This is a genomic window from Sphingopyxis sp. 550A (assembly GCF_053569535.1).
On the sequence record NZ_CM131615.1, the window covers coordinates 233,701 to 258,034 of the forward strand.

Annotated in this window: 21 protein-coding genes; 6 read left to right on the forward strand and 15 right to left on the reverse strand. The window is 66.2% G+C overall.

The features are described 5' to 3' along the window. Positions 1–104: 104 nt before the first annotated feature. The gene (locus ACVENA_RS01040) at positions 105–656 is read left to right on the forward strand and encodes a VOC family protein (protein ID WP_449327283.1); all 552 of its coding nucleotides are present in this window, start codon (positions 105–107) and stop codon (positions 654–656) included. Positions 657–696: 40 nt separating this feature from the next. Here ACVENA_RS01040 and ACVENA_RS01045 read toward each other — a convergent pair whose 3' ends face one another. The 5 genes from ACVENA_RS01045 to rpe form a co-directional block, all read right to left on the reverse strand. After that, positions 697–1,350 (reverse strand): YqaA family protein, encoded by a 654-nt coding sequence (locus ACVENA_RS01045; RefSeq protein ID WP_449328875.1) that lies wholly within the window; start codon positions 1,348–1,350, stop codon positions 697–699. Positions 1,351–1,509: 159 nt separating this feature from the next. Beyond that, positions 1,510–3,102, reverse strand: a complete 1,593-nt coding sequence (gene purH / locus ACVENA_RS01050; protein WP_449327284.1) for a bifunctional phosphoribosylaminoimidazolecarboxamide formyltransferase/IMP cyclohydrolase — start codon at positions 3,100–3,102, stop codon at positions 1,510–1,512. Between the two features lie 149 nt (positions 3,103–3,251). Then, on the reverse strand, positions 3,252–6,101 hold the full coding sequence (locus ACVENA_RS01055; protein WP_449327285.1) for a TonB-dependent receptor: 2,850 nt from the start codon (positions 6,099–6,101) through the stop codon (positions 3,252–3,254). Between the two features lie 350 nt (positions 6,102–6,451). Then, the gene (locus ACVENA_RS01060; RefSeq protein WP_449327286.1) at positions 6,452–8,215 is read right to left on the reverse strand and encodes a heparinase II/III family protein; all 1,764 of its coding nucleotides are present in this window, start codon (positions 8,213–8,215) and stop codon (positions 6,452–6,454) included. Between the two features lie 18 nt (positions 8,216–8,233). After that, positions 8,234–8,905, reverse strand: a complete 672-nt coding sequence (gene rpe / locus ACVENA_RS01065) for a ribulose-phosphate 3-epimerase (protein ID WP_257547563.1) — start codon at positions 8,903–8,905, stop codon at positions 8,234–8,236. 264 nt (positions 8,906–9,169) lie between these two features. Between rpe and ACVENA_RS01070 the strand changes: the two genes are divergently transcribed. Further along, a complete protein-coding gene (locus ACVENA_RS01070) occupies positions 9,170–11,509 on the forward strand; it encodes a patatin-like protein (protein ID WP_449327287.1) in 2,340 nt (779 codons plus the stop codon). Positions 11,510–11,646: 137 nt separating this feature from the next. On the opposite strand, the gene dnaJ is transcribed toward ACVENA_RS01070, so the two are convergent. Together dnaJ and dnaK are read right to left on the reverse strand one after the other, a co-directional pair. Then, on the reverse strand, positions 11,647–12,774 hold the full coding sequence (gene dnaJ / locus ACVENA_RS01075) for a molecular chaperone DnaJ (RefSeq protein WP_449327288.1): 1,128 nt from the start codon (positions 12,772–12,774) through the stop codon (positions 11,647–11,649). Between the two features lie 58 nt (positions 12,775–12,832). Then, positions 12,833–14,737 carry a molecular chaperone DnaK gene (gene dnaK / locus ACVENA_RS01080; RefSeq protein WP_449327289.1) on the reverse strand — a complete coding sequence of 635 codons (1,905 nt, stop codon included), beginning with the start codon at positions 14,735–14,737 and terminating at the stop codon, positions 12,833–12,835. 157 nt (positions 14,738–14,894) lie between these two features. Here dnaK and ACVENA_RS01085 point away from each other — a divergent pair, with 157 nt between their 5' ends. Genes ACVENA_RS01085 through ACVENA_RS01100 form a run of 4 tightly spaced genes read left to right on the forward strand, consistent with a single transcriptional unit; the run spans position 14,895 to position 17,899 of the window. Beyond that, a complete protein-coding gene (locus tag ACVENA_RS01085) occupies positions 14,895–15,431 on the forward strand; it encodes a copper chaperone PCu(A)C (RefSeq protein ID WP_449327290.1) in 537 nt (178 codons plus the stop codon). A gap of 6 nt (positions 15,432–15,437) precedes the next feature. Next, positions 15,438–15,935 carry a vgr related protein gene (locus ACVENA_RS01090; protein ID WP_449327291.1) on the forward strand — a complete coding sequence of 166 codons (498 nt, stop codon included), beginning with the start codon at positions 15,438–15,440 and terminating at the stop codon, positions 15,933–15,935. Then, a complete protein-coding gene (locus ACVENA_RS01095; RefSeq protein ID WP_449327292.1) occupies positions 15,932–16,513 on the forward strand; it encodes a hypothetical protein in 582 nt (193 codons plus the stop codon). The genes ACVENA_RS01090 and ACVENA_RS01095 overlap by 4 nt, the downstream gene beginning before the upstream one ends. 33 nt (positions 16,514–16,546) lie before the next feature. Further along, positions 16,547–17,899 carry a DNA recombination protein RmuC gene (locus ACVENA_RS01100; RefSeq protein WP_449327293.1) on the forward strand — a complete coding sequence of 451 codons (1,353 nt, stop codon included), beginning with the start codon at positions 16,547–16,549 and terminating at the stop codon, positions 17,897–17,899. Positions 17,900–17,999: 100 nt separating this feature from the next. On the opposite strand, the gene ACVENA_RS01105 is transcribed toward ACVENA_RS01100, so the two are convergent. The 8 genes from ACVENA_RS01105 to ACVENA_RS01140 form a co-directional block, all read right to left on the reverse strand. After that, a complete protein-coding gene (locus ACVENA_RS01105) occupies positions 18,000–18,713 on the reverse strand; it encodes an META domain-containing protein (RefSeq protein ID WP_449327294.1) in 714 nt (237 codons plus the stop codon). Between the two features lie 116 nt (positions 18,714–18,829). Further along, complete coding sequence (locus ACVENA_RS01110; RefSeq protein WP_449327295.1) at positions 18,830–19,645, reverse strand: TrmH family RNA methyltransferase; 816 nt, start codon at positions 19,643–19,645, stop codon at positions 18,830–18,832. A 4-nt stretch (positions 19,646–19,649) separates the two neighbouring features. Beyond that, complete coding sequence (locus tag ACVENA_RS01115) at positions 19,650–19,928, reverse strand: HPr family phosphocarrier protein (protein ID WP_257547584.1); 279 nt, start codon at positions 19,926–19,928, stop codon at positions 19,650–19,652. Continuing rightward, positions 19,925–20,329 carry a PTS sugar transporter subunit IIA gene (locus tag ACVENA_RS01120; protein ID WP_257551232.1) on the reverse strand — a complete coding sequence of 135 codons (405 nt, stop codon included), beginning with the start codon at positions 20,327–20,329 and terminating at the stop codon, positions 19,925–19,927. Before ACVENA_RS01120 ends, ACVENA_RS01115 begins: the two co-directional genes overlap by 4 nt. A gap of 38 nt (positions 20,330–20,367) precedes the next feature. After that, the gene (rapZ, locus tag ACVENA_RS01125; RefSeq protein WP_449327296.1) at positions 20,368–21,303 is read right to left on the reverse strand and encodes an RNase adapter RapZ; all 936 of its coding nucleotides are present in this window, start codon (positions 21,301–21,303) and stop codon (positions 20,368–20,370) included. Further along, positions 21,300–21,746, reverse strand: coding sequence for an HPr kinase/phosphorylase (locus tag ACVENA_RS01130; protein WP_329629653.1), 447 nt, complete (start codon positions 21,744–21,746; stop codon positions 21,300–21,302). Before ACVENA_RS01130 ends, rapZ begins: the two co-directional genes overlap by 4 nt. Positions 21,747–22,003: 257 nt before the next feature. After that, a complete protein-coding gene (locus ACVENA_RS01135; protein WP_449327297.1) occupies positions 22,004–23,635 on the reverse strand; it encodes a stimulus-sensing domain-containing protein in 1,632 nt (543 codons plus the stop codon). Further along, positions 23,601–24,311, reverse strand: a complete 711-nt coding sequence (locus ACVENA_RS01140) for a response regulator (RefSeq protein ID WP_449327298.1) — start codon at positions 24,309–24,311, stop codon at positions 23,601–23,603. The genes ACVENA_RS01135 and ACVENA_RS01140 overlap by 35 nt, the downstream gene beginning before the upstream one ends. Between the last annotated feature and the right edge of the window lie 23 nt (positions 24,312–24,334).

The window sequence follows — 24,334 nt, forward strand, 5'->3', positions numbered from 1 at the left end:
CGGGGGAAGCACCGTTCTTCTCTTCGTCGCTCGAAAGAAAGAACGGCCCTTCGACAAGCTCAGGGCAAACGGAATTAGGTTGAGCACGAACGGAGTTGGGTAAAATGACCAGCCAATCGCCGATCAAATTGGGCGGCGTCCACCACGCCGCCTATCGCTGCAAGGACGCGAAAGAAACGGTCGAATGGTATGAGGCCATGCTCGGCATGACCTATACGACCGCCTTCGCCGAGGATCATGTGCCCTCGACCGGCGAATATGATCCCTACATGCACGTCTTCCTCGACGCGGGGAACGGCAACATCCTCGCCTTCTTCGAGCTGCCCAACCAGCCCGACATGGGGCGCGACGAGAATACGCCGCAGTGGGTCCAGCATCTTGCGTTCAAGGTCGGCAGTTATGACGAGCTGGTCGCGGCAAAGGACCATCTGACCGCCAACGGCGTCGATGTGCTCGGCCCGACGCACCACGGTATCTTCAAGTCGATTTATTTCTTCGACCCCAACGGCCACCGCGTCGAGCTGGCGTGCGACATCGGCACCGACGCGCAATATGCCGAACTTCGCCGCGTCGCGCCGCTGATGCTCGACGAATGGAGCCGGACGAAGAAGGCGCCGCGGCATGCGGACTGGCTGCACCAGGCCGCCAACGAATAGCAATCGTTGCCCCCGCCTTCGCGGGGGCGACGGTTCCTTGCTACTTCCGATCCAGCCCCATGCTCTGCAGCGTTGCCCCGCTGCATTTGTCGGCTTCCTTCGCCTTACCGTCGCCCGACAAAGCGCCGATGACGAGGAAGCCCGCGACCACCGCGACCAGGAACGCGCCCGCGACCCACATCAGATATTTGTCGATGAACGCCTTGATCGGGGCCCCGAAAAGCCGGAACAATATGCCGACCAGCATGAAGGAAAAGGCGCGGCTGGCAAGGCTGGCCCACAGGAAGGTCCAGAAATTCATGTGAATGAAACCGGCGGTGATCGTCAGCAGCTTGAACGGGATCGGCGTCGCGCCCTTGATCAGGATGATCTCGGCGCCATATTCGCGCAGATAGCAGGCGGCCGGCGGAAAGGCGTCGGTCAGCCCGAGCACCCCGAGCAGCCACAGCCCGACGCTCTCGTAAAGGAAATAGCCGATCGAATAGCCGAGCATCCCGCCCGCGACCGACGCGAGCGTGCAGATGATCGCATAGCGCACTGCCTTCTTCGGATCGGCGAGGCACATCAGGCCGAGCAGCGGGTGCGGCGGGATGGGGAAGAAGCTTGCCTCGACGAAGGCGACCAGCGCCAGCCAATATTCGGCGTGCGGATGCGCCGATTTCTCCATCGTCCAGTTATAGAGCCGCTGGATGATCGATGTGTTGCGGACGGTGGCGGTCATGCTGGTCCTTGTTGCGGGTCAGGATGACCACGGCTTTCCTATGCCGTTCGCGGCGAACGAAGTCGAGACAGGAGCATCCTTTCCTTTCTCGTCATCCCGGCCTTCGCCGGGATGACGATTCGAAAATGGCCGTTAATGCCGGAAGTGCCGCATCCCGGTGAACACCATCGCCAGCCCCGCTTCGTTCGCCGCCGCGATCACCTCGTCGTCGCGGATCGATCCGCCCGGCTGGATCACGCAGGTCGCGCCGGCTTCGACCGCCGCGAGCAGGCCGTCGGCAAAGGGAAAGAAGGCATCGCTCGCGACCGCGCTACCGACGGTGCGGGGCTCGGTCCAGCCATGGCTTTCGGCGGCTTCGCGCGCTTTCACTGCGGCGATGCGCGCGCTGTCGCGGCGGTTCATCTGCCCCGCGCCGATGCCTGCGGTCGCGCCGCCCTTGGCATAGACGATCGCGTTCGATTTCACATGCTTGGCAATGGTCCAGGCGAACAGCGCATCGGTCAGTTCCTCCTCGGTCGGTGCGCGCTCGGTGACGACTTTCAGCTCGGCGCGCGTGATCCGGCCGTTATCGCGGCTCTGCGCCAGCCAGCCGCCGGCGATCGTCTTCATCATCAGCCCGCCGCGCGCCGGATCGGGCAGTTCGCCGGTGAGCAGCAGGCGCAGATTCTTCTTCTTCGCGAACACCGCGCGCGCATCGGCATCGGCGTCGGGAGCGCAGACGACTTCGGTGAAAATGCCGCTGATCAGCTCGGCGGTCGCGCCGTCGAGCGGCCGGTTGACCGCGATGATGCCGCCAAAGGCCGAGACATCGTCGCACTTCAGCGCCGCGTCATAGGCTTCGGCGATCGTTGCCGCGCTCGCGACGCCGCAGGGATTGGCGTGCTTGACGATGACGCAGGTCGGGTCGGCCTCGCGGAATTCGGCGACGAGTTCGAGCGCGGCGTCGGCGTCGTTGATATTATTGTAGCTGAGCTCCTTGCCCTGAACCTGCTCGGCCTGCGCGATGCCGCGCGCGGCGGGGCCGGCGGGCAAATAGAGCGCTGCCTGCTGGTGCGGATTTTCGCCGTAGCGCAGTTCGTTCGACAGCTTGGCGGTGAGCGGCAGCGTTTCGGGGAACAGCTTGCCCTGATCGGCGAAGGCGAACCAGCTCGCGATCATCCCGTCATAGGTCGCGGTGTGCGCAAAGGCCGTCGCGGCGAGACGCTTGCGCAGGGCGAGGGTGGTCGCGCCGCCGTTGGCGTCCATCTCTTCGATCACTGCGGCATAATCCTCGGGCTCGGTGACGATGCCGACGAAGGCATGGTTCTTCGCCGCCGAACGCACCATCGCCGGTCCGCCGATGTCGATATTCTCGATGATCGTATCGCGGTCGGCGCCGCTCATGACGGTCTGAAGGAAGGGATAGAGGTTGACGACGACAAGGTCGATCGCGCCGATGCTGTGCGCGTCCATCGCAGCGACATGCGCGGCATCGTCGCGCACCGCAAGGATTCCGCCGTGGACCGTCGGGTGCAAAGTCTTGACGCGGCCGTCCATCATCTCGGGAAAGCCGGTGAGGTCGGCGACGTCGAGAACGGTGTGCCCCGCCTCGCGCAGCGCCTTTGCGGTGCCACCGGTCGACACCAGCTCGACGCCGTGGCGGACGAGCGCGGCGGCAAGATCGGCGAGCCCCGCCTTGTCGCTGACGGACAGTAGGGCGCGGCGGACGGGAACGAGATCGGTCATGGAAAGGGCGGCCTTTGCAGGAAGGGAAAGACGCGGCTCCCCTAGGCGGCTGGGCCCGCTATCGCAAGCGGTGTCGGGCCGAAACGGCGCCGCGCGGTCGCGAGGGGCTCCGGGGTCACAGGCCTCCGGACGCCCCTCTCGATGAGGCATCAGAACTTCACCCGCGCTCCGAACTTCATCGTCCAGCGATATTGCTCGAACTGCAGCAGATTCCGGCGTGCGCCGACATTATTGTAAGCGAAATATTTCGCGTTGTTGATGTTCACCCACTCGTAAAAGACCTGGAACCGCTTGGTCACATCATATTTGGCCGACAGGTCGAGTTGGAAATGATTGTCGATCATCCGGTCTTCGGGCGCGTCGTCGCCGAGCTCGTCGAGATATTTGGAGCGATAGGTGCCCGCGAGGCGCAGCGAGACTGGGCCCTTTTCGTAGCCGAGCGCGACGTTGAACGTGTGCTTCGACGCCGCCGGCAGGTCGATCTTGCGCAGGTCGGTGATGTCGCCGTCGATCGGCACCTTTCCGGTGGCATCGGTGTAGGTGTAGTTCGCCTGTACCAGCAGCCCGTCGAGCGGCGCGGGCAGGAAGCGCAGCGCCTGCTGATAACTGAGTTCGAGGCCCCAGACCTTGGCGCTGTCGCCGTTCATCGGGATCGTCGCCTCGTCATAGGCAATGCCCTGCCAGGTGCCGGGGTTCTGATATTTCGCGTCGACGATGAAATCCTTGATGTCCTTATAGAAGACACCCGCCGACAGCGCGCCGTTGCCGGGAAGATAATATTCGACCCCGGCGTCGAAGTTCCACGCGCGATAGGGCTTGAGGTCGGGATTGCCGAAATCGCCTTCGCGCTCGTCGTCGTCATTCTGCTCGATGGTGAAGTGCGGCGCGAGCTTCGACAGCTTGGGCCGGACGAGGCTCTTGTAGCCCGCGGCGCGCAGGACGAGATTCTGCTGCGGTTCCCAGCGGATCGTCAGGCTGGGCAGCCAGTCGCCATAGCTGCGCTGGAAGCGGTTCGGGGTGACGCTGGCGATCGTGTCGTCGTCGGCGGTCGTCCCGTCGGGCAGTTCGCCGCCTTCCTCGACCGTCAGCACGGTGTTGGCGCGAATGTCATTCTTCGTGTGCTCGTAGCGCACGCCGCCGATCACGCGGAGGGTGGAACTGTCCCAACGGCCGAGCAGATAGCCCGCGACGACGTCTTCGGTGACCGAATAATCGTCGAGGATCGAATCGAGCGTCGAATCAAATTCGTTGAGCTCGAAGATGTCGCGATTGGCATTGAAGAAGCGGCGCACCCCCTTCTTGTCGAGCACGGGCGAGATGTCGATCAGGCGATAGGTCTGGTCGCCGACGAGGTCGGCCATCGTCAGATCGTCATTTTCCCAATAGGTCGTTTCCAGATTATAGCTCTTTTTGCGCCAGCGGCCCTTGGCGCCTGCCTGGATCGTGAAGCTGCCGCTGTCGGTCGCGAATTCGCGGCCGAGGTCGAAGCGCGCGCCCCATTCGCGGTCGCGCGAGTCGGACAGGTCGGTGACCTGGATGCTGTCGAGCTCATATTCCCCCGGATCGCGGAAGTCGGCGACCGTGCCGGCGAGCCCGCCCACGGTATAGATGGGTTTGCGCAGATCGGTCGTGTCGAGGCCGATCACCAGCCCGTCATCCTCGAACTTCTGCTCGAAATTGGCGGGGTCGATCGAGCCGTTCTCGCGTTCGGTCGACTTGGCATAGCTCACCGAATATTGGGCGCGCCAGCCGCCTGCTTCGGTGTCGCCGCCGAGCACGAGGCTGCGGATGCGCTGGCGCTCGAAGCGGTCCTTGAGCGAGCGCTGGATCTTGATCTCGCCATCCTCGTCGCTGAAGTCGACGCCGGTGGCGCCATCGGCGGTGATGCTACCCGCATCCTCCAGCTTGAGGCTCGTCTCGCGGCGATATTCCTGGTCGTCGAACTGGCTGTAGACACCGCGGGCATAGAGCTTGGTCGAGCCGCCGACGCGGAAATCGAAGTTGAGGTTGGCCGAGAAGCGCTTCCGCTCGACGTCATAGTCGCGGTAATTGACCTCTTCGGGAAAGATCAGGCCGTCGTCCTCGTTCCATCCGTCGGCCTCGATATTGTCGGTCTCGAACTTGCGCTGATAATAGGAGACGCCGCCCGACACGCCGACATTGTCGCCGAGCCGCTGCGAGAAATCGATGCTGCCCTTCGGGGTCAGCTTTTCCGAATATTCATTGTAGCTGCCCTCGATCTTCGCGGTCAGCAGATTCTTGCGGCGCTCGAAGGCGCTCGTCGTGTTGATCTCGATCGAGGCGCCGATCGTGTCGGCGTCCATGTCGGGGGTCAGCGATTTCTTGACCTCGATCGATTCGATGCTGTCGCTCGAGATCACGTCGAGCGCGACCGAGCGGATGTCGCTTTCGGGTGCGGGCAGGCGGACGCCGTTGACCGAGGTCGCGTTGAGCTCGGGATCGAGGCCGCGGACCGAGACGAACCGGCCTTCGCCCTGATCGTTGAGGATGTTGATGCCGGGCAGGCGGCGCAGCGATTCGGCGACATTCTGGTCGGGGAACTGGCCGACCGCGTCGCGGGTCAGCACGCTTTCAACGCCGTCGGCGGCCTTCTGCCGCGAGAGCGCGCTGGTCATGTTCGCCGACTGGCCGAGGACGAGGATCGTGCCGTCGGTGCCGAGGACCAGCCTGACGGTGGCATTGCCGCTATCGGACACGGTGATGGTCTCGGTGCGCGGTTCGGCGCCGACATAGCGGGCTTCCAGCGTATAGGTGCCCGCGGGGACGTCACCGAAACGGAAGCTGCCGTCGCGGCCGGCCTCGGTCTCGCGATTGAGTTCGAGGATGCGGACCTGCGCGCTCTGCAGCGCGCGCGTGTCGCTCGCGTCGGTGACGGTGCCCACGATGTCGGACGCGAAGGCGGTGCCGGGAAGCGCGGCGGCGAGCGATAGGCAGGTGCCGAGCAGGATGCGCGAGCGGACGGAGCGAAGCGATTGCATTTTTTCCCCCTGGAGAGTGCGGAAGATCGCGGAGCAGATTTGCTTGCCGCGATTCGAGGGGGCGAGTGGCAGCGCCTTGTGACCGCTGTGTTACGTGACTGTCACACGAGTGACACAGAAGGGCCGCGGTGTCGGGCAAGTCCGCGAAATCGGCCATGCCTTTGCGGGCGGGAAAATTTGCGCGGCGGCGAAGGAAGGAGCCGAACCTCCATCTGTCGTCACCCCGGACTTGATCCGGGGTCCATTCAGGACAGCGCGGGATGAGTGGATTCCGGATCAAGTCCGGAATGACGATGAATGGAACGGCGATTCCCGGCTCAAAGCGAGTGTCAGCGCCCAATCCGGTCCGCTCAGCCGATATGCTTGAAGATCCAGCCGATGCTGGCACCGCCCGCGGGGGCGGTGCCGGTGACGACGAGCTGTTCGGTCGGGTGCGGGCGGCCGTCGCCGTCGACCCACAGGCTTTCCTCGATTTCCAGCGCGCCGTCGGAGGTGCGGAACTGCCACAGCGGCCCGCCCGATATGCGGAGCAGCGCGCCCAATTTGTCGGCGGTCAGGCTCGCCGACAAATTGCGCCCGAGATGGAAGCGCAGCGTGAAGCGCTTGTCGCCCTTGCGGCGGCTGCGCGGGGCGGGGAGCAGCATGTCCTCGCCGCGCAGCTCGCGGCCGTTGGGGGCGAGGATCAGCAGGCGGCGGTGGATGAAGCCGTGGCGGCGGGCATAGCCATCGTGGCTCATCTCGACGCGGCTGCCCTGCGGGGTCTCGCGCCGGTCGAGCTCGACCTCGGTCACCCCGCGGCCGAGCGCGCCGCTCGGCAGGATCGCGGTCGAATTGCTGTCGGCGATCGTCAGTGTCGAATGGGCAGCAGTGGTGCGGAGCCCGCGCGCGAGGTCGGCGGGGATCGTCGCGCCGGTCAGCGCGGCACCACCGCAATTGACGACGATACGCTCGTCGCCGTCGCTGAGCTCGAAAGCAAGGGTCGAGGCGCAGCCCGCCTCGGTCACCCGCGCGATCGGCGGCGGCGCGGCGTCGGCGAGCAGCACCACCTTGTTCGCGACGAGCCGCTGATATCCCCAGTCGCGCGCCTGCTTGAGCGGGCGGGTTCGCACGCCGCTCGCGGCGACGACATATTGGATATGGAGGGCGGACGTCGCGCCGCTGCCCTGCCAATTGCCCATGCCGCCGTCGCTGTGGACGAGGCCGAGCAGCGCGGGAACGGCGCGCGCCAGCACTTCCTGCACGAAGGGCGGCACCTCGATCCGGCGCATGTCATAGACGCGCGCGAGCATCGCCAACGCCATCACCGCGTCGAGCTGCGCCTGCGGCGAGCGCGCGATATTGCCGCCGTCGGCATAGAAGCTCGTCTCGATCACCTTGCGCAGCCCGGCCTCGCCGAACACCTGCCGCGGTTCGCCGCCGGGCATCAGCAGCGCGGCGGCGACGATGCCGATCCACGCGACGAGCTGGCCAGTGCCGGGGCGCGTCTTGTCGGCGACGCGGTCGAGGTGGCGCGCGGCGCGCGCGAGATGATTGAGCACCGCCGAGCGGTAGATGAGGTCGCTCGACGACAGGATCAGCGGCGCGTGGGCGGCCCAGAAGAGGATGCGCCAGCCCGTATTGTCGGCCTGCCACGCGGGTTCGCTCACCGTCTCGCCGTGCGTCGCCAGCCATTGGCGCACGACCGCCTCGGCGATCGGGGCGCCGTCGGCGCGGGTGCCGGTCGCGGCAAGGTCGCGCAGCCAGGCGAAGCTGTGGAGATAGTCGGCAAAGGCCGGTGCGACCGCCAGCGTCGCGAAATCGAGCTCGTTTAGCGGCAACTTCAGCCCGCGGTGGAGGAAGTGACCGGCGCGGATCGCGGTGCCTGCGCGCATGTCGCCGGGCACCGGATCGGCCGGCACGCCGAGCAATTTCAGCGGAAAACGCCCCTTCAACCGAAAGGCGTGGAGCGGCGTGCGCCAGGTCAGCCGGGTGATCTGGTTGGCGATGCGGTCGCCGAGTGAGAGTCCCTTGTCGGCGGGCAGGCGGATCAGCCTCTTGCCGGGCTCGATCGAATCGTCGAGCGGCGGAGCATCGTCGCCCGGATCAGGAATCGGGCTGGATGGGGGAGAGGTCACAGGCCTGCCCTTCCCCGGTCAGGCGCCGCGAAGGCGCCGGATATTGTCGGCGTAAGCGTCGGGCCCGCCCCTGAAGGTCGCGGTGCCGGCGACGAGCACGTCGGCGCCCGCGTCGATCGCGAGCGGCGCGGTCGCCGCGTCGATGCCGCCGTCGACTTCGAGTCGGATGTCGCGGCCCGATTTCTCGATCATCTTCCGGACCGCCTCGATCTTGCGAAGCTGGCTGGTGATGAAGCTCTGCCCGCCGAAGCCCGGATTGACGCTCATCACCAGCACCAGGTCGATGTCGTCGATCAGATAGTCGAGCATCTTCGCCGGGGTCGCGGGATTGAGCGAGACGCCCGCCTGCTTGCCGAGCGACTTGATGTGCTGGACGCTGCGGTGGATGTGCGGCCCGGCCTCGGGATGGACGGTGATGATGTCGGCGCCCGCCGCGGCGAAGGCGTCGAGGAAGCCATCGACGGGCGAGATCATCAGATGGACGTCGAAGGGCAGCGCCGAATGCGGACGCAGCGCCTTCACCACCATCGGGCCGATCGTCAGGTTCGGGACGAAATGGCCGTCCATCACGTCGATATGCACCCAGTCGGCGCCCGCGGCCTCGATCGCCCGCACTTCCTCGCCCAGCCGCGCGAAGTCGGCGCTGAGAATCGACGGGGCGATGCGGACGGAGGACGGAGCGGCGGTCATGGGGACCGGCCTTAACCATCTAGCAGGTGAGGGGCAAGCGGGCGCGAGGCAGGATCGGGAATTGTTGCCGTCCTGGGCCGCGTGGATTTATTCGGGGGGCGGAAACGACGGGCTCCATAGCTTCTCCCTGTGGCCCTTTGGCTGGCCGGCCTGCCGGCAGTCGGAAGGCCACCGGGGGCATAATGCTCGCTTTACACCCCGAAGCAGTCTTCGCGTTGGCGGGAGGGAGGGACATGCCGCGCAAAGCGCGCTATCACCCTCGCGATGCGGGAAAAGGAACTTCGCTTCGCCCTGATTTGCTACGGCGGCATCAGTCTCGCCGTCTATATGCACGGCATCACCAAGGAGGTGTGGCGGCTTGCCGCGGCGTCGCGGGCGTTTCACGAAGGCGCACCGCAGGCGGGATCGGGGCGCGTCTATGGCGAGCTGCTTGCGGCGATCGCCGAGCGGAGCGGAGTCAAGCTGCGCGTGCTGGCCGACATCGTCGCAGGGGCGAGCGCGGGCGGGATCAACGGCATCTTCCTGGCGCGCGCGATCGCCGGCGGTCATTCTCTCGACCCGCTGACCGAGCTGTGGTTGAAGGACGCCGATGTCGACAGCCTGCTCGACCCCGACGCGCGGCCGCTGTCGGCGGCGACCAAATTCTGGGCGGTGCCGATCGCCGGCTGGGCGATGAAGCGGCGCGGCAACGTCATCGATCAGACGGTGGGCGAAAGCGCGCAGGACGAGGTGCGTGCGAAGCTGTCGCGCTTTGTCCGCGCGCGCTGGTTCGAGCCGCCGTTCGGTGGCGAGACTTTCTCGGAGCTGTTGCTCGATGCGTTCGACGCGATGGACGCGGGGCCGAAGGGGCCGGCGCTGGTGCCCGCGGGCCAGCCGGTCGACCTGTTCGTATCGGTCACCGATTTCGCGGGGCACCAGACCTTTCTGTCGTTGAACAGCCCGCCACGCGTCACCGAGGAGGAGCATCGACTGATGCTTCATTTCCGGCAGGACGCGCGCGCGGGCAAGAGCCTCGACGACGTGCCGGCGCTCGCCGCCGCCGCGCGCGCGACCGCGAGTTTTCCGGGCGCCTTTCCGCCCTTCACGCTGCGCGAACTCGATCGGGTGCTGCACAAGCGCCGGATCGCCTGGCCCGACCGCGATGCCTTCATCCGCGCCCAATTGCCCGCGGGCGGCGCGGACGATGCGCGCAATCCCGCCGATCGCGTGCTCATCGACGGATCAGTGCTCGCCAACGCGCCGTTCCGCCCCGCAATCGCAGCGCTCAAGCAGCGCCCGGCGCGGCGCGAGATTGATCGGCGCTTCGTCTATATCGACCCCAAGCCCGATTACCGCTCGATCAGCTTCGGCAAGCCCGGCGAAGCGGCGGACGGTGATGTCGGGGATGGGGCGCCGAAGCTGCCCGGCTTTCTCTCGACGATTCTCGGCGCGCTTTCCGAAATCCCGCGCGAACAGCCGATCCGTGAGAATGTCGAGGCGATCGAGGGCATGTCGCGCCGCATCCGTCGGATGCAGCATATCGTCGACGCGATGAAGGTCGAGGTCGAGGAACAGGTAGCGGCGCTGTTCGGCACCACCTTCTTCCTCGACACGCCGACCCCGGCGCGGTTGCAGAAATGGCGCGCCAAGGCCCAGGATCAGGCGGCGGCGCGCGCGGGTTTCGCCTTCGCGCCCTATGGCCATCTCAAGCTGTCGGCGATCGTCGAGGAACTGGTCGGCGTCGTCGACCGGCTCGCGCCGCCCGAAGGCGACATCCATCGTCGCAATCGCCGCGCTGCGATCTGGGACGAGGTCCGCGCGCGCGGGCTCGACCGGTTGTCGGGGCGCCGCGGGGCGGGGGCAAGCGACGATGCCGTCGATTTCTTCCGCCACCACGACCTCGGCTTCCGTATCCGCCGCCTGCGCTTCCTCGCGCGCGAACTCGACCGGGTGGTCGAGGCGAAGCGCGACACGCGCGACCTGGCGTGCGACGCGATGCGCGAGGCGATCTTCACCGCGCTCGGCATCTATCTCGAGCGCGAGAACGACAGCTGGCTTGCGGGCATTGATGTGCCCGTCGATGCCGATGCCGGGCAATGGCTCGACGGCATCGCGGCGCACCGCGACCTGATCCGCGCCGATGCCGAGGGCGATGCATTCATCGCCGAAGCGCTCGGTGGGCTACCCAAGGACGACCGGCGGACGCTGCTGCTCGCCTATCTCGGCTATCCCTTTTACGACATTGCGACCTTGCCGCTGCTGCAGGGTGAGGGGTTCGACGAATTCGACCCGATCAAGATCGACCGTATCTCGCCCTCCGATGCGACCGCGATCCGCACCGGCGGCGCTGCGGCGATGTTGAAAGGGATCGAATTCAACAGCTTTGGCGCCTTCTTCAGCCGCGCCTATCGCGAGAACGACTATCTCTGGGGTCGGCTCCACGGCGCCGACCGATTGTGCGACATCGTGTCGAGCAGCGTGACCGGCGACGGCGCGCTACCCGCCGACGAGCTTGCGGCGATCAAGCGGCGGGCGTTCCACGCGATCCTGGATGAGGAAGAGGAACGGCTGCCGAAGGTGAAGGCGCTGATTGTGGAGTTGAGGGGAGAGATTGGGACCATATAAGCCCCTCCCCTTCAGGGGAGGGGTTGGGGTGGGGGCCAGAGGCGCAGCGCAAGGCCGCTGGCCCCCCACCCGCTGCGACTAGCGAACAAGTTCGCGAGTCTCGCTGCCCTCCCCTGAAGGGGAGGGATTGATTGGGATCACTCCGTCAGATCGTCCCACATTTCCTTGATGCGGCCGAAAAAGCCTTGGCTCGCAGGACATTCCTCGCCGGTTTCGGTCTCGCGGAACGCTTGCAGCAATTCCTTCTGCTTGGCGCTGAGTTTCGTCGGCGTCTCGACGTCGATCTGGACGACGAGGTCGCCGTGGCCGCGGCCGTTGAGGACCGGCATACCGGCGCCGCGCTGGCGGAGCTGCTTGCCCGACTGGATGCCGGGGGGAATATTGATCTCATGCTTCTTGCCATCGAGCCCCGGGATCGTGATGCATCCGCCGAGCGCCGCGGTGGTGAAGCTGATCGGCGCGCGGGTGAACAGCGTCGTGCCCTCGCGCTCGAAGACTTTGTGCCGCGCCATGTGGAGGAAGATGTAGAGGTCGCCCGGCGCCGCGCCGCGCGCGCCGCTCTCGCCTTCGCCCGACAGGCGGATGCGGGTGCCCTCGTCGACCCCCGGCGGGATGGTGACGGTCAGCGTCTTGCGCCGATCGACGCGGCCCTCGCCGTGGCAGCTATTGCAGGGGTCGGCGATAACTTCGCCCGCACCCTGACAGGTCGGGCAGGTGCGCTCGACCATGAAAAAGCCCTGCTGCGCGCGCACCTTGCCGTGCCCGGCGCAGGTCGAGCAGCGATTGGTCGAGGTGCCGGGCTTCGCGCCCGACCCGTCGCACGCGTCGCAGCGCGCGGCGACGTCGACCTGAATTTCGCGCGAGCAGCCGGTGAAGGCGTCCTCGAGCCTGATTTCCATGTCGTAGCGCAGATCGGCGCCGCGCGCGGGGCCGCGCTGTTGCTGGCGCCCGCCGAACGCCGATCCGAAGATCGATTCAAAGATGTCGCCGATGTCGCCGAAATCGGCGCCGTTGCCACCGCCGAAGCCGCCCGCGCCATTGACGCCTTCCTTGCCGAAGCGGTCGTAGGCGGCGCGCTTCTGCGGATCCTTCAGACAATCATAGGCTTCGTTGATCGCCTTGAAGCGCGCCTCGCTGTCGCCGCACCCCGGATTCTTGTCGGGGTGATATTGCATCGCGAGCTTGCGATAGCTCGCCTTCAGCGCCTTGTCGTCGGCGGTGCGCTCGACTTCCAGCAGTTCGTAATAATCGATGTCGAGCGACATTCTTCAAAACCCCCTCAACCCCGCCGCGCCCGAAGGCCCGGCGGGGAGAGCTTCCGTCTTACTTCTTGTCGTCTTCGACTTCCGAGAATTCGGCGTCGACGACATCTTCGTCGGCCTTCGTCTCACCAGCGTCGGCGGCGGGGGAGGCCGCGGCCTGCTGTTCCTTCTCATAGATCGCCTGGCCGAGCTTCATTGCGACCTGCGCCAGCGCCTGCGACTTTTCGGTCATCGCGGCGGGATCGCCGCCCTCGACCGCGGTCTTGGCTTCGGCCACCGCCGCCTCGATCTCGCTCTTGAGGCCCGCATCGACCTTGTCGCCATGCTCTTCGAGCTGGCGTTCGGTCGTGTGGATCAGGCTTTCGGCGTTGTTCTTCGCCTCGGCCGCCTCGCGGCGCTTCTTGTCCTCTTCGGCGAACTGCTCGGCGTCCTTGACCATCTGGTCGATGTCCGCATCGCTGAGCCCGCCCGAGGCCTGGATCTTGATCTGCTGCTCCTTGCCAGTGCCCTTGTCCTTGGCGTGGACCGACACGATGCCATTGGCGTCGATGTCGAAGGTCACCTCGATCTGCGGCACGCCGCGCGGCGCGGGCGGGATGCCGACGAGGTCGAACTGGCCGAGCATCTTGTTGTCGGCCGCCATCTCGCGCTCGCCCTGGAACACGCGGATCGTCACCGCCGACTGATTGTCGTCGGCGGTCGAATAGACCTGCGACTTCTTGGTCGGAATGGTGGTGTTGCGGTCGATCATGCGCGTGAACACGCCGCCCAGCGTCTCGATGCCGAGGCTCAGCGGCGTCACGTCGAGCAGCAGCACGTCCTTGACGTCGCCCTGCAGCACGCCCGCCTGGATCGCGGCGCCGATCGCGACGACCTCGTCGGGGTTGACGCCGGTGTGCGGTTCCTTGCCGAAGAAGTCCTTCACGACCTCGCGCACGCGCGGCATGCGCGTCATGCCGCCGACGAGCACGACCTCGTCGATCTCGCTGGCGCTGACGCCGGCGTCCTTGATCGCCTTCTTGCACGGTTCGAGCGTGCGCTTGATCAGATCCTCGACCAGCTTTTCGAGGTCGGCGCGGGTGATCGTCTTCACCAGGTGCTTCGGCCCGTTGGCGTCGGCGGTGATGAAGGGCAGGTTGACTTCGGTCGACTGCGCGGTCGACAGCTCGATCTTCGCCTTTTCGGCGGCTTCCTTCAGCCGCTGCAGCGCCAGCTTGTCGCTGCGCAGGTCGATGCCTTCGTCCTTCTTGAAGCCGTCGGCGAGATATTCGACGATCTTGCTGTCGAAATCCTCACCGCCGAGGAAGGTGTCGCCGTTAGTCGACTTCACCTCGAACACGCCGTCGCCGACTTCGAGGATCGAGATATCGAAGGTGCCGCCGCCAAGGTCATAGACCGCGATCGTCTTGTTCTCGGTCTTGTCGAGGCCATAGGCGAGCGCGGCCGCCGTCGGCTCGTTGATGATGCGCAGCACTTCGAGGCCGGCGATCTTGCCGGCGTCCTTGGTCGCCTGGCGCTGGGCGTCGTTGAAATAAGCGGGAACGGTGATCACCGCCTGCTCGACCTTCTCGCCGAGAAAAGCCTCGGCGGTTTCCTTCATCTTCTGGAGGATATAGGCGCTGATCTGCGACGGCGAATAATCCTCGCCGCCCGCCTTGACCCACGCGTCGCCGTTGGTGCCCTTGGTGATGGTGTAGGGGACGAGTTCCATGTCCTTCTTGGTCATGGGATCGTCGAAGCGGCGGCCGATCAGGCGCTTGACCGCGAAGATGGTGTTTTCGGGGTTGGTGACCGCCTGGCGCTTCGCCGGCTGGCCGATCAGCCGCTCGCCGTCCTTGGCGAAGGCAACGATCGACGGCGTCGTGCGCGTGCCTTCGACATTTTCGATAACCTTGGGCTTGCCGCCTTCCATCACCGCGACGCAGCTGTTCGTGGTGCCGAGGTCGATCCCGATCACTTTGGCCATGGGTTTTTTCGTCCTTGTTGCTTCATTCGGCGCCCTGAAAAGGCACGCCGTGCGTTGATTTGATGGGGGCGATATAGGTGCGCTTTGCCTTGGCACAAGGGTTTTGACGGCGTATCTGGGACAGGAAAATTGACGCATTTCGGGAGTCCCAAGCATCATGAAGCCCTTTGCAATAGCCGCGCTTGCCGCCACCGCGCTCACGCTGACCGCGTGTGAGAAGAATCTGGGCGCGGGACAGCCGCTCAACGTCGTCGCGGGCTATATCCAGATGGGGGCGACGCCCGACAGCCCCGCGGCGGGCTATTTCACCGTCCAGGGCGGACCGCGCGACGTCGAGCTCGTCGCGGTGACCGCCGACCTCGCGCAGCGGGTCGAGATGCACGAAAGCGTCAAGGAAAACGGCGTCGTGACGATGAAGCCGCTCGCCGCCGCCGTCGTCCCGGCGAAGGGCAAGCTCGAATTCAAGCCCGGCGGCAAGCATCTGATGATCTGGCACATCAACGGCGCCGCGGTGCGCGCGGGCAAGCTGCCGATGGCCTTCGTCTTCACCGACAACGACAATGAACGCATCCTGTTCGACCTGCCGATCAAGCCCGCGCCGAACGCGAGCGCCGAGGGCGGCATGGCCGGCATGGACCATGGTTCGATGGACATGAGCGGGGGCAAGACGGGGATGGACGCGGCGAAGAAATAGGCCGAAGTGCCGCGCCCTTCACGCCCCCTCACGACCGGAGAAATCGCGCTCGCCCGCTCGGTGTTCGGCGATGCGATCGATTATGCGCGGGTGCGGGTGCGCCATTATAAATGGATTTTCTTCCAGCCGCGCCGGATCGTCATGGCGCCGATGGGCGACCTGCATTTCCACCCCAAGGGCGGCGTCTATTGCGACGATTTCTCCTGCCCGGCCGGCGGACGGAGCGAAGAATTGCGGGCGAAGGGGTTGTTTCTTCACGAGATGACCCACGTCTGGCAGGCGCAGCAGCGCGGGCGCTGGTATCTGGTACTGATGCGGCATCCTTTCGCGACCTATGATTACAGCCTGAAACCCGGCTGGCCGCTGCGCCGCTACGGGCTGGAGCAGCAGGCGGAGATCGTGCGGCATTATTGGCTGCTGACGCAAGGAGTGACGATCGGCGGTGCGCCCGATGCCACCGCCTATCGAGCCATCCTGCCCGCCGAATGGAATGCCGCGACGTGAAGGATTTCGACTTTGTTTTCGCGCTCTACAGCTTGCTGCTGGGTCTTTCGATGGTCGAGCTTCTGAGCGGGCTCGGCCGCGCGCTCGAAACGCGCTTCGCGGCGGAGGACGGCCGGACGAAGTTCACGATCGGCTGGCTTACTCCACTGCTCGCGATCTTCGTGATGCTCGACCTTTTGTCCTTCTGGTCGGCGGCATGGACAGTGCGCGCCGATATTGCGGTGTCGGGCACGACTTTGATGGCGGTCGCGGCGTTCGCCAGCCTCTATTTTCTCGCCGCACGGCTCGTCTTCCCCTCGCATCCCGAGGGTTTCGCCGACCTCGACGTCCATTATTTCCGCGTCCGCCGCGTCGTGCTCGGACTGCTTCTCGTGCTGCTCGCGGCGCAACTCGGCTATTATCTGTCGCAGCCCGATATCGCGCCCAATCTTACGCGGCCGCTCAGCGCGACCCTGACGCTGATCCTCGTGGCGTTGATCGGTGGGTGGCGGATCGCCGCTGGAGCTCGGCGATTCTTGTCGCGCTCATCGCTCGCTACATCTTCGTCTACTTGCTCTGACCCGATAATTTGCGGCTAGCCAAAAGCGCTGCGTTCGTCCTATGTTCCGCTCATGAATGTTGCCGCGCTCGCTATCGCTTTCGTCGCTCTTGTTCTCGGCGCCCTCATCGGCTGGTTGCTTGCCGGAAAACAGGCAGGTGCGCTCAAGGCAGAGCGCGACGGATTGTCCGATCGGTTCAAGGCGGCGGTTACGGACCTTGCTGCCGAGGCCGAGGCGCGCAAGGCCGCCGACTTGAAACTCGCCGCGCTGCTTGCCGAACAGGCGGCGCGTGACGAGGCACAGGAGGCGCGCATCGCCGAATTGAAAGACGCGCAGGCGGCGCTCACCGCGCAGTTCCGCGAGGTCGGGCAGGCGATGCTGGGCGAGGCGCAGAAAGCCTTTCTCGAACGCGCCGACGAACGCTTCCGCCAGAGCGAGGAAAGCGCGGGGAAGAATCTGAAGGCGCTGCTGTCCCCCGTCCACGACCGCTTGCAGAAATATGAAGAAGCGGTCGGCAAGGTCGAGGCCGAGCGTCAGAATGCCTTCGGCCTGCTCCACGGCCAGATTGCCGCGATGCGCGAAGGGACCGAGCGCGTGTCGAGCGAGGCGGCGAAGCTCGTCAACGCGCTGCGCAACGCGCCCAAAGCACGCGGGCGCTGGGGCGAGCAGCAGCTTCGCAACGTCCTCGAAAGCTGTGGGCTCAGCGAACATGCCGATTTCCAGACCGAGGTCAGCGTCGCCGACGGTGACGGCGGGCGGCTCCGCCCCGATGTCGTCGTCAAGGTGCCCGGCGGACAAAGCCTGATCATCGACGCGAAAGTGTCGCTCAACGCCTATCAGGACGCCTTCGGCGCGGTCGACGAGGGCGAGAAGGCGGTGCATCTGGCCGCGCACGCCGCGGCGATGAAGGCGCACGTCAACCTGCTCGGCGCCAAATCCTATTGGAACCAGTTCGACGACACCCCCGATTTCGTCGTGATGTTCGTCCCCGGCGAGCATTTCCTCGCCGCGGCGCTCGATCAGGATCACGAGCTTTGGGATTATGCGTTCGAGCGCAAGGTGCTGCTCGCGACGCCGACGAACCTGATCGCGATCGCGCGCACCGTCGCGGCGGTGTGGCGGCAGGAAAAGCTCGCGGGTCAGGCGCGCGAGATCGCGGCGCTCGGCAAGGAGCTTTATGCGCGCATGTCGGTGATGGGGTCGCATATCGCGCGGGTCGGCAAGAATCTCGACCAGGCGACGGGTGCCTACAACGCCTTCGTCGGCAGTTTCGAAAGTCAGGTACTGACGCAGGCGAAACGATTCGAAGCGCTCGACGTCGAAACGGGGGATAAGGACATACCGGTGCTGCCGGTCGCCGAACAGACAGCGCGGCCGCTGGCGAAACTGGCCGCGGCGCCGGCCGCGGTGAACGACGGGGAATAGCTGGCGCGCACCCCCGAACTCCGTTCGCCCTGAGCCTGTCGAAGGGCCGCGCTTCGACAAGCTCAGCACGAACGGATCAATGGGAAGCCGAGGCGCTGCCTCAAATCACCCGCTTGAGCACCGCCGTCTTGCCGTCCTTGCCGGTCAGCAGCAGCGTGCCGTCCGAGGGGAAGGCGATTCCCACCGGCCCCTCCATCAGGTCGAAGAAGTTGCGTTCCTGCTCCATCGCCGGGCCGGGGCAGGCCATCAGCGTCGCGGCGAGCGGTCCAGCGGAGAGCGTGCCGTCCTCGACCGTGTAGCCTCCGCCGAAGCGGTTGCACCCTGCGCTACCGCTGAGGCGCGTGCCGTCGAACGCCAGCGAGGTCGGCCTGTCTGACGCTACCGGCGTTCCGTCGATCGACACGAAGCTCCAGTTCGACCCCGCGAGCGTATCGGGCGGCAGGATCGCGCCGCCGCAGCCCTGCACGCGCTTGCCGTCGGCGATCACACGCACGGTGTCGGCATAGCGCCGGTCGCTCATCCCATCGCTGCACGGCGCATGCTTGATCACGACCGAGAGCCGGCCGGCGGCGTAGGTTTTGCCGTTCATCGACGGTGCCGCGCCAGGGTTCGGGACGGCGATTCGCGTCTCGCCATAGTCGCCGGCATAGGTCAGCCGTTCGGGTGTGATCTCGAGCGTCCAGCCGGGTTCTGTGCCGATCGCCATATAGGCGGTGGACGGAGCGGGCTTGTCGCCGGGCGCCTGCGGGGTGCCCGAGGCGGCGCAGCCGGCGAGGACCAGCGGCAGGGCGATGAGGGGGAGGATGCGTGTCACGGAAATAGCCTTTCGTTCTTCGCCAACCGGACCTTGTTTCGGCATAGCGACAGTGTTGAAGGCGCCGTTAGGTGCCCCTGAATGGCCATGTCCTGAACGGCAGCGCCAACCGCCGTTCAGCTTCGCCGCTGGTTGAGCACTTCATAGGCCATCACTGCCGCTGCGACCGCGGCGTTGAGGCTGTCCGCCTTGCCCATCATCGGCATTTTCACCCGCACATCGGCGGCCGCGGCATAGGCGGCGGGCAGGCCCTGCGATTCGTTGCCGATCAGGATGAAGGTCGGCGCGGCATAGCGCACTGCCTGATAATCCTGCGTGTCGCCGCCGAGCCAGGTCGCGACGAGCTCGCCGCGGCCGCTGCGCCGCCAGGCAAGAAATTCCTCCCACCGCGCCTGCACCAGTTTTTGCGTGAAGATCGCCCCCATGCTCGCGCGCACCGCCTCGACGCCATAGGGATCGGTGCTTTCGTCGAGCAGGATCAGCCCGCCCGCGCCGACCGCGTCGCCGGTGCGGAGCATCGTGCCGAGATTGCCGGGATCGCGCAGTCGCTCGGCAACGAGCCAGATCGGCGCGGAGGCGCGGTCGAGATCGGCGAGACCGGTCTTCGGCTCGGCATAGATGCCGACGATCGTCTGCGGATTATCCTTGCCCGACAGTTTGGAGAGGATCGCGGGAGTGGTGTCGATCACTTCGCCGCCGTTCGCAAGGGTCGCGTCGACGAGCGCTTTCGCGAGCGGGTGCGTGGCGGCGTCCTCGTTGGCGAGAAACAGCCATGACGGCAGCACGCCGGCCTCGCGCGCTTCGGTAGCGATGCGCAGCCCCTCGGCGAGGAACAGCCCCTCGGCGCGGCGGTGGCGTTTCTCGCGCAGCAGACGCATCCGCTTGATCAGCGGATTGGAAAGGCTTTCGATGCGGGAACGGCGACCGGTCATCCGGTCAATCCTCGCCGAAGCTGTCCTTGACCAGCCCGACCAGCTTGAGCAGCGCGGCGTCGGCGCCTTCGCCCTTCGTGTGGATCGTGATGCTGTCACCCTTCGCGGCGCCGAGCATCATCAGCCCCATGATCGAGGTGCCGTTGACACGGCTGCCGCCCTTTTCGACCTCGACGCTGACGGTCTCGGGAAGGCGGCTGACGAAGGTCACGAACTTGGCGCTGGCGCGCGCGTGCAGGCCGCGCTGGTTGGTGATTTCGACCGTCTCGCTGTTTTCGCTCATGGTCCCACTCCCAGCATCTCCGACGCCACGGAGATATATTTCTGGCCCGCTTCCTTCGCCGCGATCACCGCGGCGCGCAGGTCCATGGCCTTGCGCGCGCTTTCGAGGCGGATCAGCATCGGCAGGTTCACACCCGCGATCACTTCGGTCCGTCCGCTTTCTAGCAGGCTGATCGCGAGGTTCGACGGGGTGCCGCCGAACAGGTCGGTCAGCATGATCACGCCACGGCCTTCATCGACCTTGCGGATCGCCTCGGCGATTTCCTTGCGGCGCATTTCCATATTGTCGTTGGGGCCGATGCACACGGTGGCGATCGCGCGCTGCGGTCCGACGACATGCTCCATCGCGGTCACCATTTCCTCGGCGAGCCGGCCGTGGGTGACCAGGACCATTCCCAGCAGCGGCAATGCTTTATCGACGGGCATGAAATCGCAGACCCTTATGCTTGTCCGGCGCCGGCGGGAGATGCGGGCGGGGGCCTGCCCTCAAGCCCATCTTGCGGGGCAGAGTCAAGGTTGCGATGGGTCACGGTCGGCTCATGACCCGCGGCGCGTAGCGTTTTGGCCACACGGTCGGCGACATGGACCGAGCGGTGCCGCCCGCCGGTGCAGCCAAAGGCGACGGTGACATAGCTTTTACCCTCGGCGCGGTAGCGCGGCAGCAATGTGAGGAGCAGCCGCTCGATCTGCGCGACGCTGTCCTCATAAGCGGGATCGGCCATGACATAGGCCGCGACATCGGGGTCGAGTCCCGTGCCGGGGCGCAGCTTCGCATCCCAGTGCGGATTGCGCAGATAGCGCATGTCGAACACCAGGTCGGCGTTGCGCGGCAGCCCGCGCGCGAAGCCGAAGCTCAATATGTTGAGCACCGGCTCGCCGTCGCCCGCGTCGCCGAAGCGTTGACGCACCTCCTGCTGCAAATCGTTGCTCGAATAGTTGGTGGTGTCGATGACATGCTCCGCCCAGCGGCGGAGCGGCTCCATCAACTCGCGTTCGCGCGCGATGCCGTCGGCGGCGGGGCGATCCTCGGCGAGCGGATGGCGGCGGCGCGTTTCGGAGAAGCGGCGTTCGAGCTCGGCGCCCGCGCAGTCGAGGAACAAAGTCTGGATGTCGCGGCCGCCGTCCTCGCGCAGTTCCTTGATCCGCTTGACCAGTCGCGCGGGCTTGAAGCCGCGGCTGCGGCTGTCGATCCCGACCGCGATCGGGCGGCCGGCCTCGCTGCGTTTCGCGGGGGCGTCGATCAGCGCCTCGAGCAAGGCGAGCGGCAGATTGTCGACGACCTCCCAGCCCAGATCCTCAAGCACCTTGAGCACCGTCGACTTGCCCGCGCCGGAGAGGCCGGTGACGAGAAGCAGGCGAGGGTCGGGGCTGCTCATCGGTCGGGCGCCAGCCGTTCGAGCGCGAGCAATATCTTGATCGGCGCCGACGCCTCGAAGGCCGAGAGCAGAAGCGCGGGCAGCGGATGCCCGGCGACCATCTCGACCTGATTCACCGACGGCATGCGGTCGTAGCGGTCGGAAAGCCGCACCGCGAGCGCGAGCGGCACCGGCGCGGTCCACGGCTTTTCGACGATGCCGATGCCGCGCACTTCCAGCTTGCCGGCGAGATTCTCGGGCGGGCGGCACCACAGCCGGTCGCGGTCGTACCAGATGTCGCAGCGATCGTCGGCGACGAGCCGCGCGCCGCGATCGATCAGCCTGAGCGCGAGATCGGACTTGCCTTGCCCGCTGTTGCCGAGAATCAGCACGCCGCCGCTGCCCGCCGCGACGCAACTGGCGTGGATATTCTGGATCTCGGGCTTGGTCCGGCTCGGAAACATCAACGGGGCTTACCGGCGACGAAGCGGGGCTGCAAGGCGGCAAACCGATTCGGGTGAATAGAGGAGGCTCGCGTAGCAGCCTCGGGGAAGAAGGTTCACGCGGAGACGCGGAGGCGCGGAGAGAACAAGAAGCCCGTTCGCCCTGAGCTTGTCGAAGGGCCGTTCTTTCTTTGCCCGACCGAAAGGAAGAACGGTGCTTCGACAAGCTCAGCACGAATGGATGAGGAGAATTGCTCCGCGTCTCCGCATGAACCCTGCTATCCTTCCGCTTCATGCCCCTCGCGCGCGGGCAGGGTGATGAGCAGGCTCGCGCCGCGCTGGCCGTCGTCGCGGTCGCGGGCGGAGATCGTTCCGGCATGGCCCTCGATGATCGTCCGCGCGATCGCGAGGCCGAGGCCGCTGTGGCGGCCGAACGCCTCGCCATCGGGGCGCTCGCTGTGGAAGCGACGGAAGATCGCCTCGCGCTGCGCGGGGTCGATACCAGGGCCGTCGTCGTCGACGCGGATATGCACCTCGTCGCCCAGCCGCGTCGCGGCGATGCAGACGAGGCCGCCTTCGGGCGAGAAGCTGATCGCATTGTCGATGACATTGTCGATCGCGCGTTCGAGCCGGTGCCCGTCGCCCATCACCTGCGTCGTCCCCTTGCGCGGCCGGGCGAAGGCGATGCGCGGGGTCGGCACGCCCGGTTTGATGCGCGCGGCGCGGCCCGCGAGCATCGATTCGATCATCAGCCCGATGTCGATCGGCTCGAACAGGGTGCGCGACAGTTGCGCGTCGATCCGGCTCGCGTCGCTGATGTCGGTGACCAGGCGGTCGAGCCGCCGCACATCCTCGTCGGCGATGGCGAGCAGTTGCGCGCGCTGTTCGTCGGTCGTGCCGCGCCCCAGCCCCTCGATCGCCGAGCGCACCGAGGCGATCGGATTCTTGAGCTCGTGCGTCACGTCGGCGGCGAAATGCTCGCCCGCGTCGATGCGTTCGCGGAGCGCCTGGGTCATGTCGGACAGCGCGCGGGCGAGGGTGCCGATCTCGTCGCGGCGGCTCGGCAGGCGCGGGACGACGACCTCGCGCGCGCGGCCGAGGCGGACGCGCACCGCGGCACGCGCCAGCTTGCGCAAGGGGCGGACAATCGTGCGCGCGAGAAAGAGCGACAGCAGGATCGAGGCGATCAGTACCATGGCCACGACGACCGCGAGGCGGAAGCGCTCGGCGCGCACCGTCTTGGTGATGTCGCGCGCGTTGAGCGTCATCAGCATCACTTCGGGCGTGTCGAGGTCGACGATGCGCGTCGCGCTGAGCAGGGGCGTGCGTTCGGGGGCGTAGCGAAAGCGGCTCGCCGCCGCGCCGGTCTTCATCGCCTCGACGACCTCGGGCCAGGCGCTGCCGCGGTCGATCCGTGGTTCCTCGAAATCGGGGTAGGCGGGAGCGCCGACGATCCAGTCGATGCCGCGGTCCATCGCGCGCGCGGCGTCGCGTTTCCATGGCTGAAGCTCGGGATCGCGCAGCGTATAGGTCGGCGGCGCGTGCGCGAAGCTGTCGTCGATCTTGCGCCCGTCCGCGTCGTAGAAGCGCAGGCGCGACTCGGTGGCGCGGGTGAATTCGCCGATCAGGTGCCGGCGCTGGTCGGGCCGCGCCGCCTCAAGCGCTTCGTCGAGCTGTGCGAGTTGGTCGCCCATCACGTCCATGCGCGTATCGATGAGGCGGCTGCGATAGGTGTCGAGATAGAAGAAACCGCCGCCGAACAGCACGATGGCGAGAATATTGACGGCGAGAATGCGCGTCGTCAGCGACCAGCGCGCCGACCAGACGAGCGGCGCCTCCTCCTGCTCGGCAATGCTCCCTTCGGGCCTTTTGGAGTCAGCCGTCATCGGAGAAGCGGTATCCGGCGCCATAAAGAGTCGCGATTGCGTCGAAATCGGGATCGACCTCGCGGAACTTGCGCCTGAGGCGCTTGATGTGGCTGTCGATCGTGCGGTCGTCGATATAGACATCGTCCTGATAGGCCGCATCCATCAGCTGGTTGCGGCTGCGCACGATGCCCGGGCGCGAGGCGAGCGTTTCGAGGATCAGGAATTCGGTGACGGTCAGCGTGACGTCCTTGCCGTCCCAGCTCACCTTGTGGCGCGCCGGGTCCATGCGCAGGCGCCCGCGCGTGATCGGTTCGGCGACGGGCTCGTCATTCTCGCTCGGGGGGGCGCGGTTGAGCTCGACGCGGCGCAGGATCGCGCGGATGCGCGCGATCACCAGCCGCTGCGAGAAGGGTTTTGCGATATAATCGTCGGCGCCCATCGCGAGACCGAGCGCCTCGTCGATCTCGTCGTCCTTGCTGGTCAGGAAGATGACGGGAAGCTGGCTCTTCTCGCGGAGGCGGCGCAGCAGTTCGAGCCCGTCCATGCGCGGCATCTTGACGTCGAACACGGCGAGGTCGGGAGGATTGTCGATCAGCGGCCTCAGCGCCGCCTCGCCGTCCGAATAGACGCGCGTGACGAATCCCTCGGCCTGCAGCGCGATCGACAGGGATTGCAGGATGTTGCGGTCGTCGTCGACCAGCGCGATGGTTGCCGTCATGCTCTTTCCAGTGGGCGGACCCG

What these genes read in the sequence shown, in the direction of transcription:
- ACVENA_RS01040 (WP_449327283.1), top strand. Translation starts at nt 105, where the DNA reads ATGACCAGCCAATCGCCGATCAAATTGGGCGGCGTCCACCACGCCGCC.
- purH (WP_449327284.1), bottom strand. Translation starts at nt 3,102, where the DNA reads ATGACCGATCTCGTTCCCGTCCGCCGCGCCCTACTGTCCGTCAGCGAC.
- ACVENA_RS01055 (WP_449327285.1), bottom strand. Translation starts at nt 6,101, where the DNA reads ATGCAATCGCTTCGCTCCGTCCGCTCGCGCATCCTGCTCGGCACCTGC.
- rpe (WP_257547563.1), bottom strand. Translation starts at nt 8,905, where the DNA reads ATGACCGCCGCTCCGTCCTCCGTCCGCATCGCCCCGTCGATTCTCAGC.
- ACVENA_RS01070 (WP_449327287.1), top strand. Translation starts at nt 9,170, where the DNA reads ATGCGGGAAAAGGAACTTCGCTTCGCCCTGATTTGCTACGGCGGCATC.
- dnaJ (WP_449327288.1), bottom strand. Translation starts at nt 12,774, where the DNA reads ATGTCGCTCGACATCGATTATTACGAACTGCTGGAAGTCGAGCGCACC.
- dnaK (WP_449327289.1), bottom strand. Translation starts at nt 14,737, where the DNA reads ATGGCCAAAGTGATCGGGATCGACCTCGGCACCACGAACAGCTGCGTC.
- ACVENA_RS01085 (WP_449327290.1), top strand. Translation starts at nt 14,895, where the DNA reads ATGAAGCCCTTTGCAATAGCCGCGCTTGCCGCCACCGCGCTCACGCTG.
- ACVENA_RS01100 (WP_449327293.1), top strand. Translation starts at nt 16,547, where the DNA reads ATGAATGTTGCCGCGCTCGCTATCGCTTTCGTCGCTCTTGTTCTCGGC.
- ACVENA_RS01110 (WP_449327295.1), bottom strand. Translation starts at nt 19,645, where the DNA reads ATGACCGGTCGCCGTTCCCGCATCGAAAGCCTTTCCAATCCGCTGATC.
- ACVENA_RS01115 (WP_257547584.1), bottom strand. Translation starts at nt 19,928, where the DNA reads ATGAGCGAAAACAGCGAGACGGTCGAAATCACCAACCAGCGCGGCCTG.
- rapZ (WP_449327296.1), bottom strand. Translation starts at nt 21,303, where the DNA reads ATGAGCAGCCCCGACCCTCGCCTGCTTCTCGTCACCGGCCTCTCCGGC.
- ACVENA_RS01130 (WP_329629653.1), bottom strand. Translation starts at nt 21,746, where the DNA reads ATGTTTCCGAGCCGGACCAAGCCCGAGATCCAGAATATCCACGCCAGT.
- ACVENA_RS01135 (WP_449327297.1), bottom strand. Translation starts at nt 23,635, where the DNA reads ATGGCGCCGGATACCGCTTCTCCGATGACGGCTGACTCCAAAAGGCCC.
- ACVENA_RS01140 (WP_449327298.1), bottom strand. Translation starts at nt 24,311, where the DNA reads ATGACGGCAACCATCGCGCTGGTCGACGACGACCGCAACATCCTGCAA.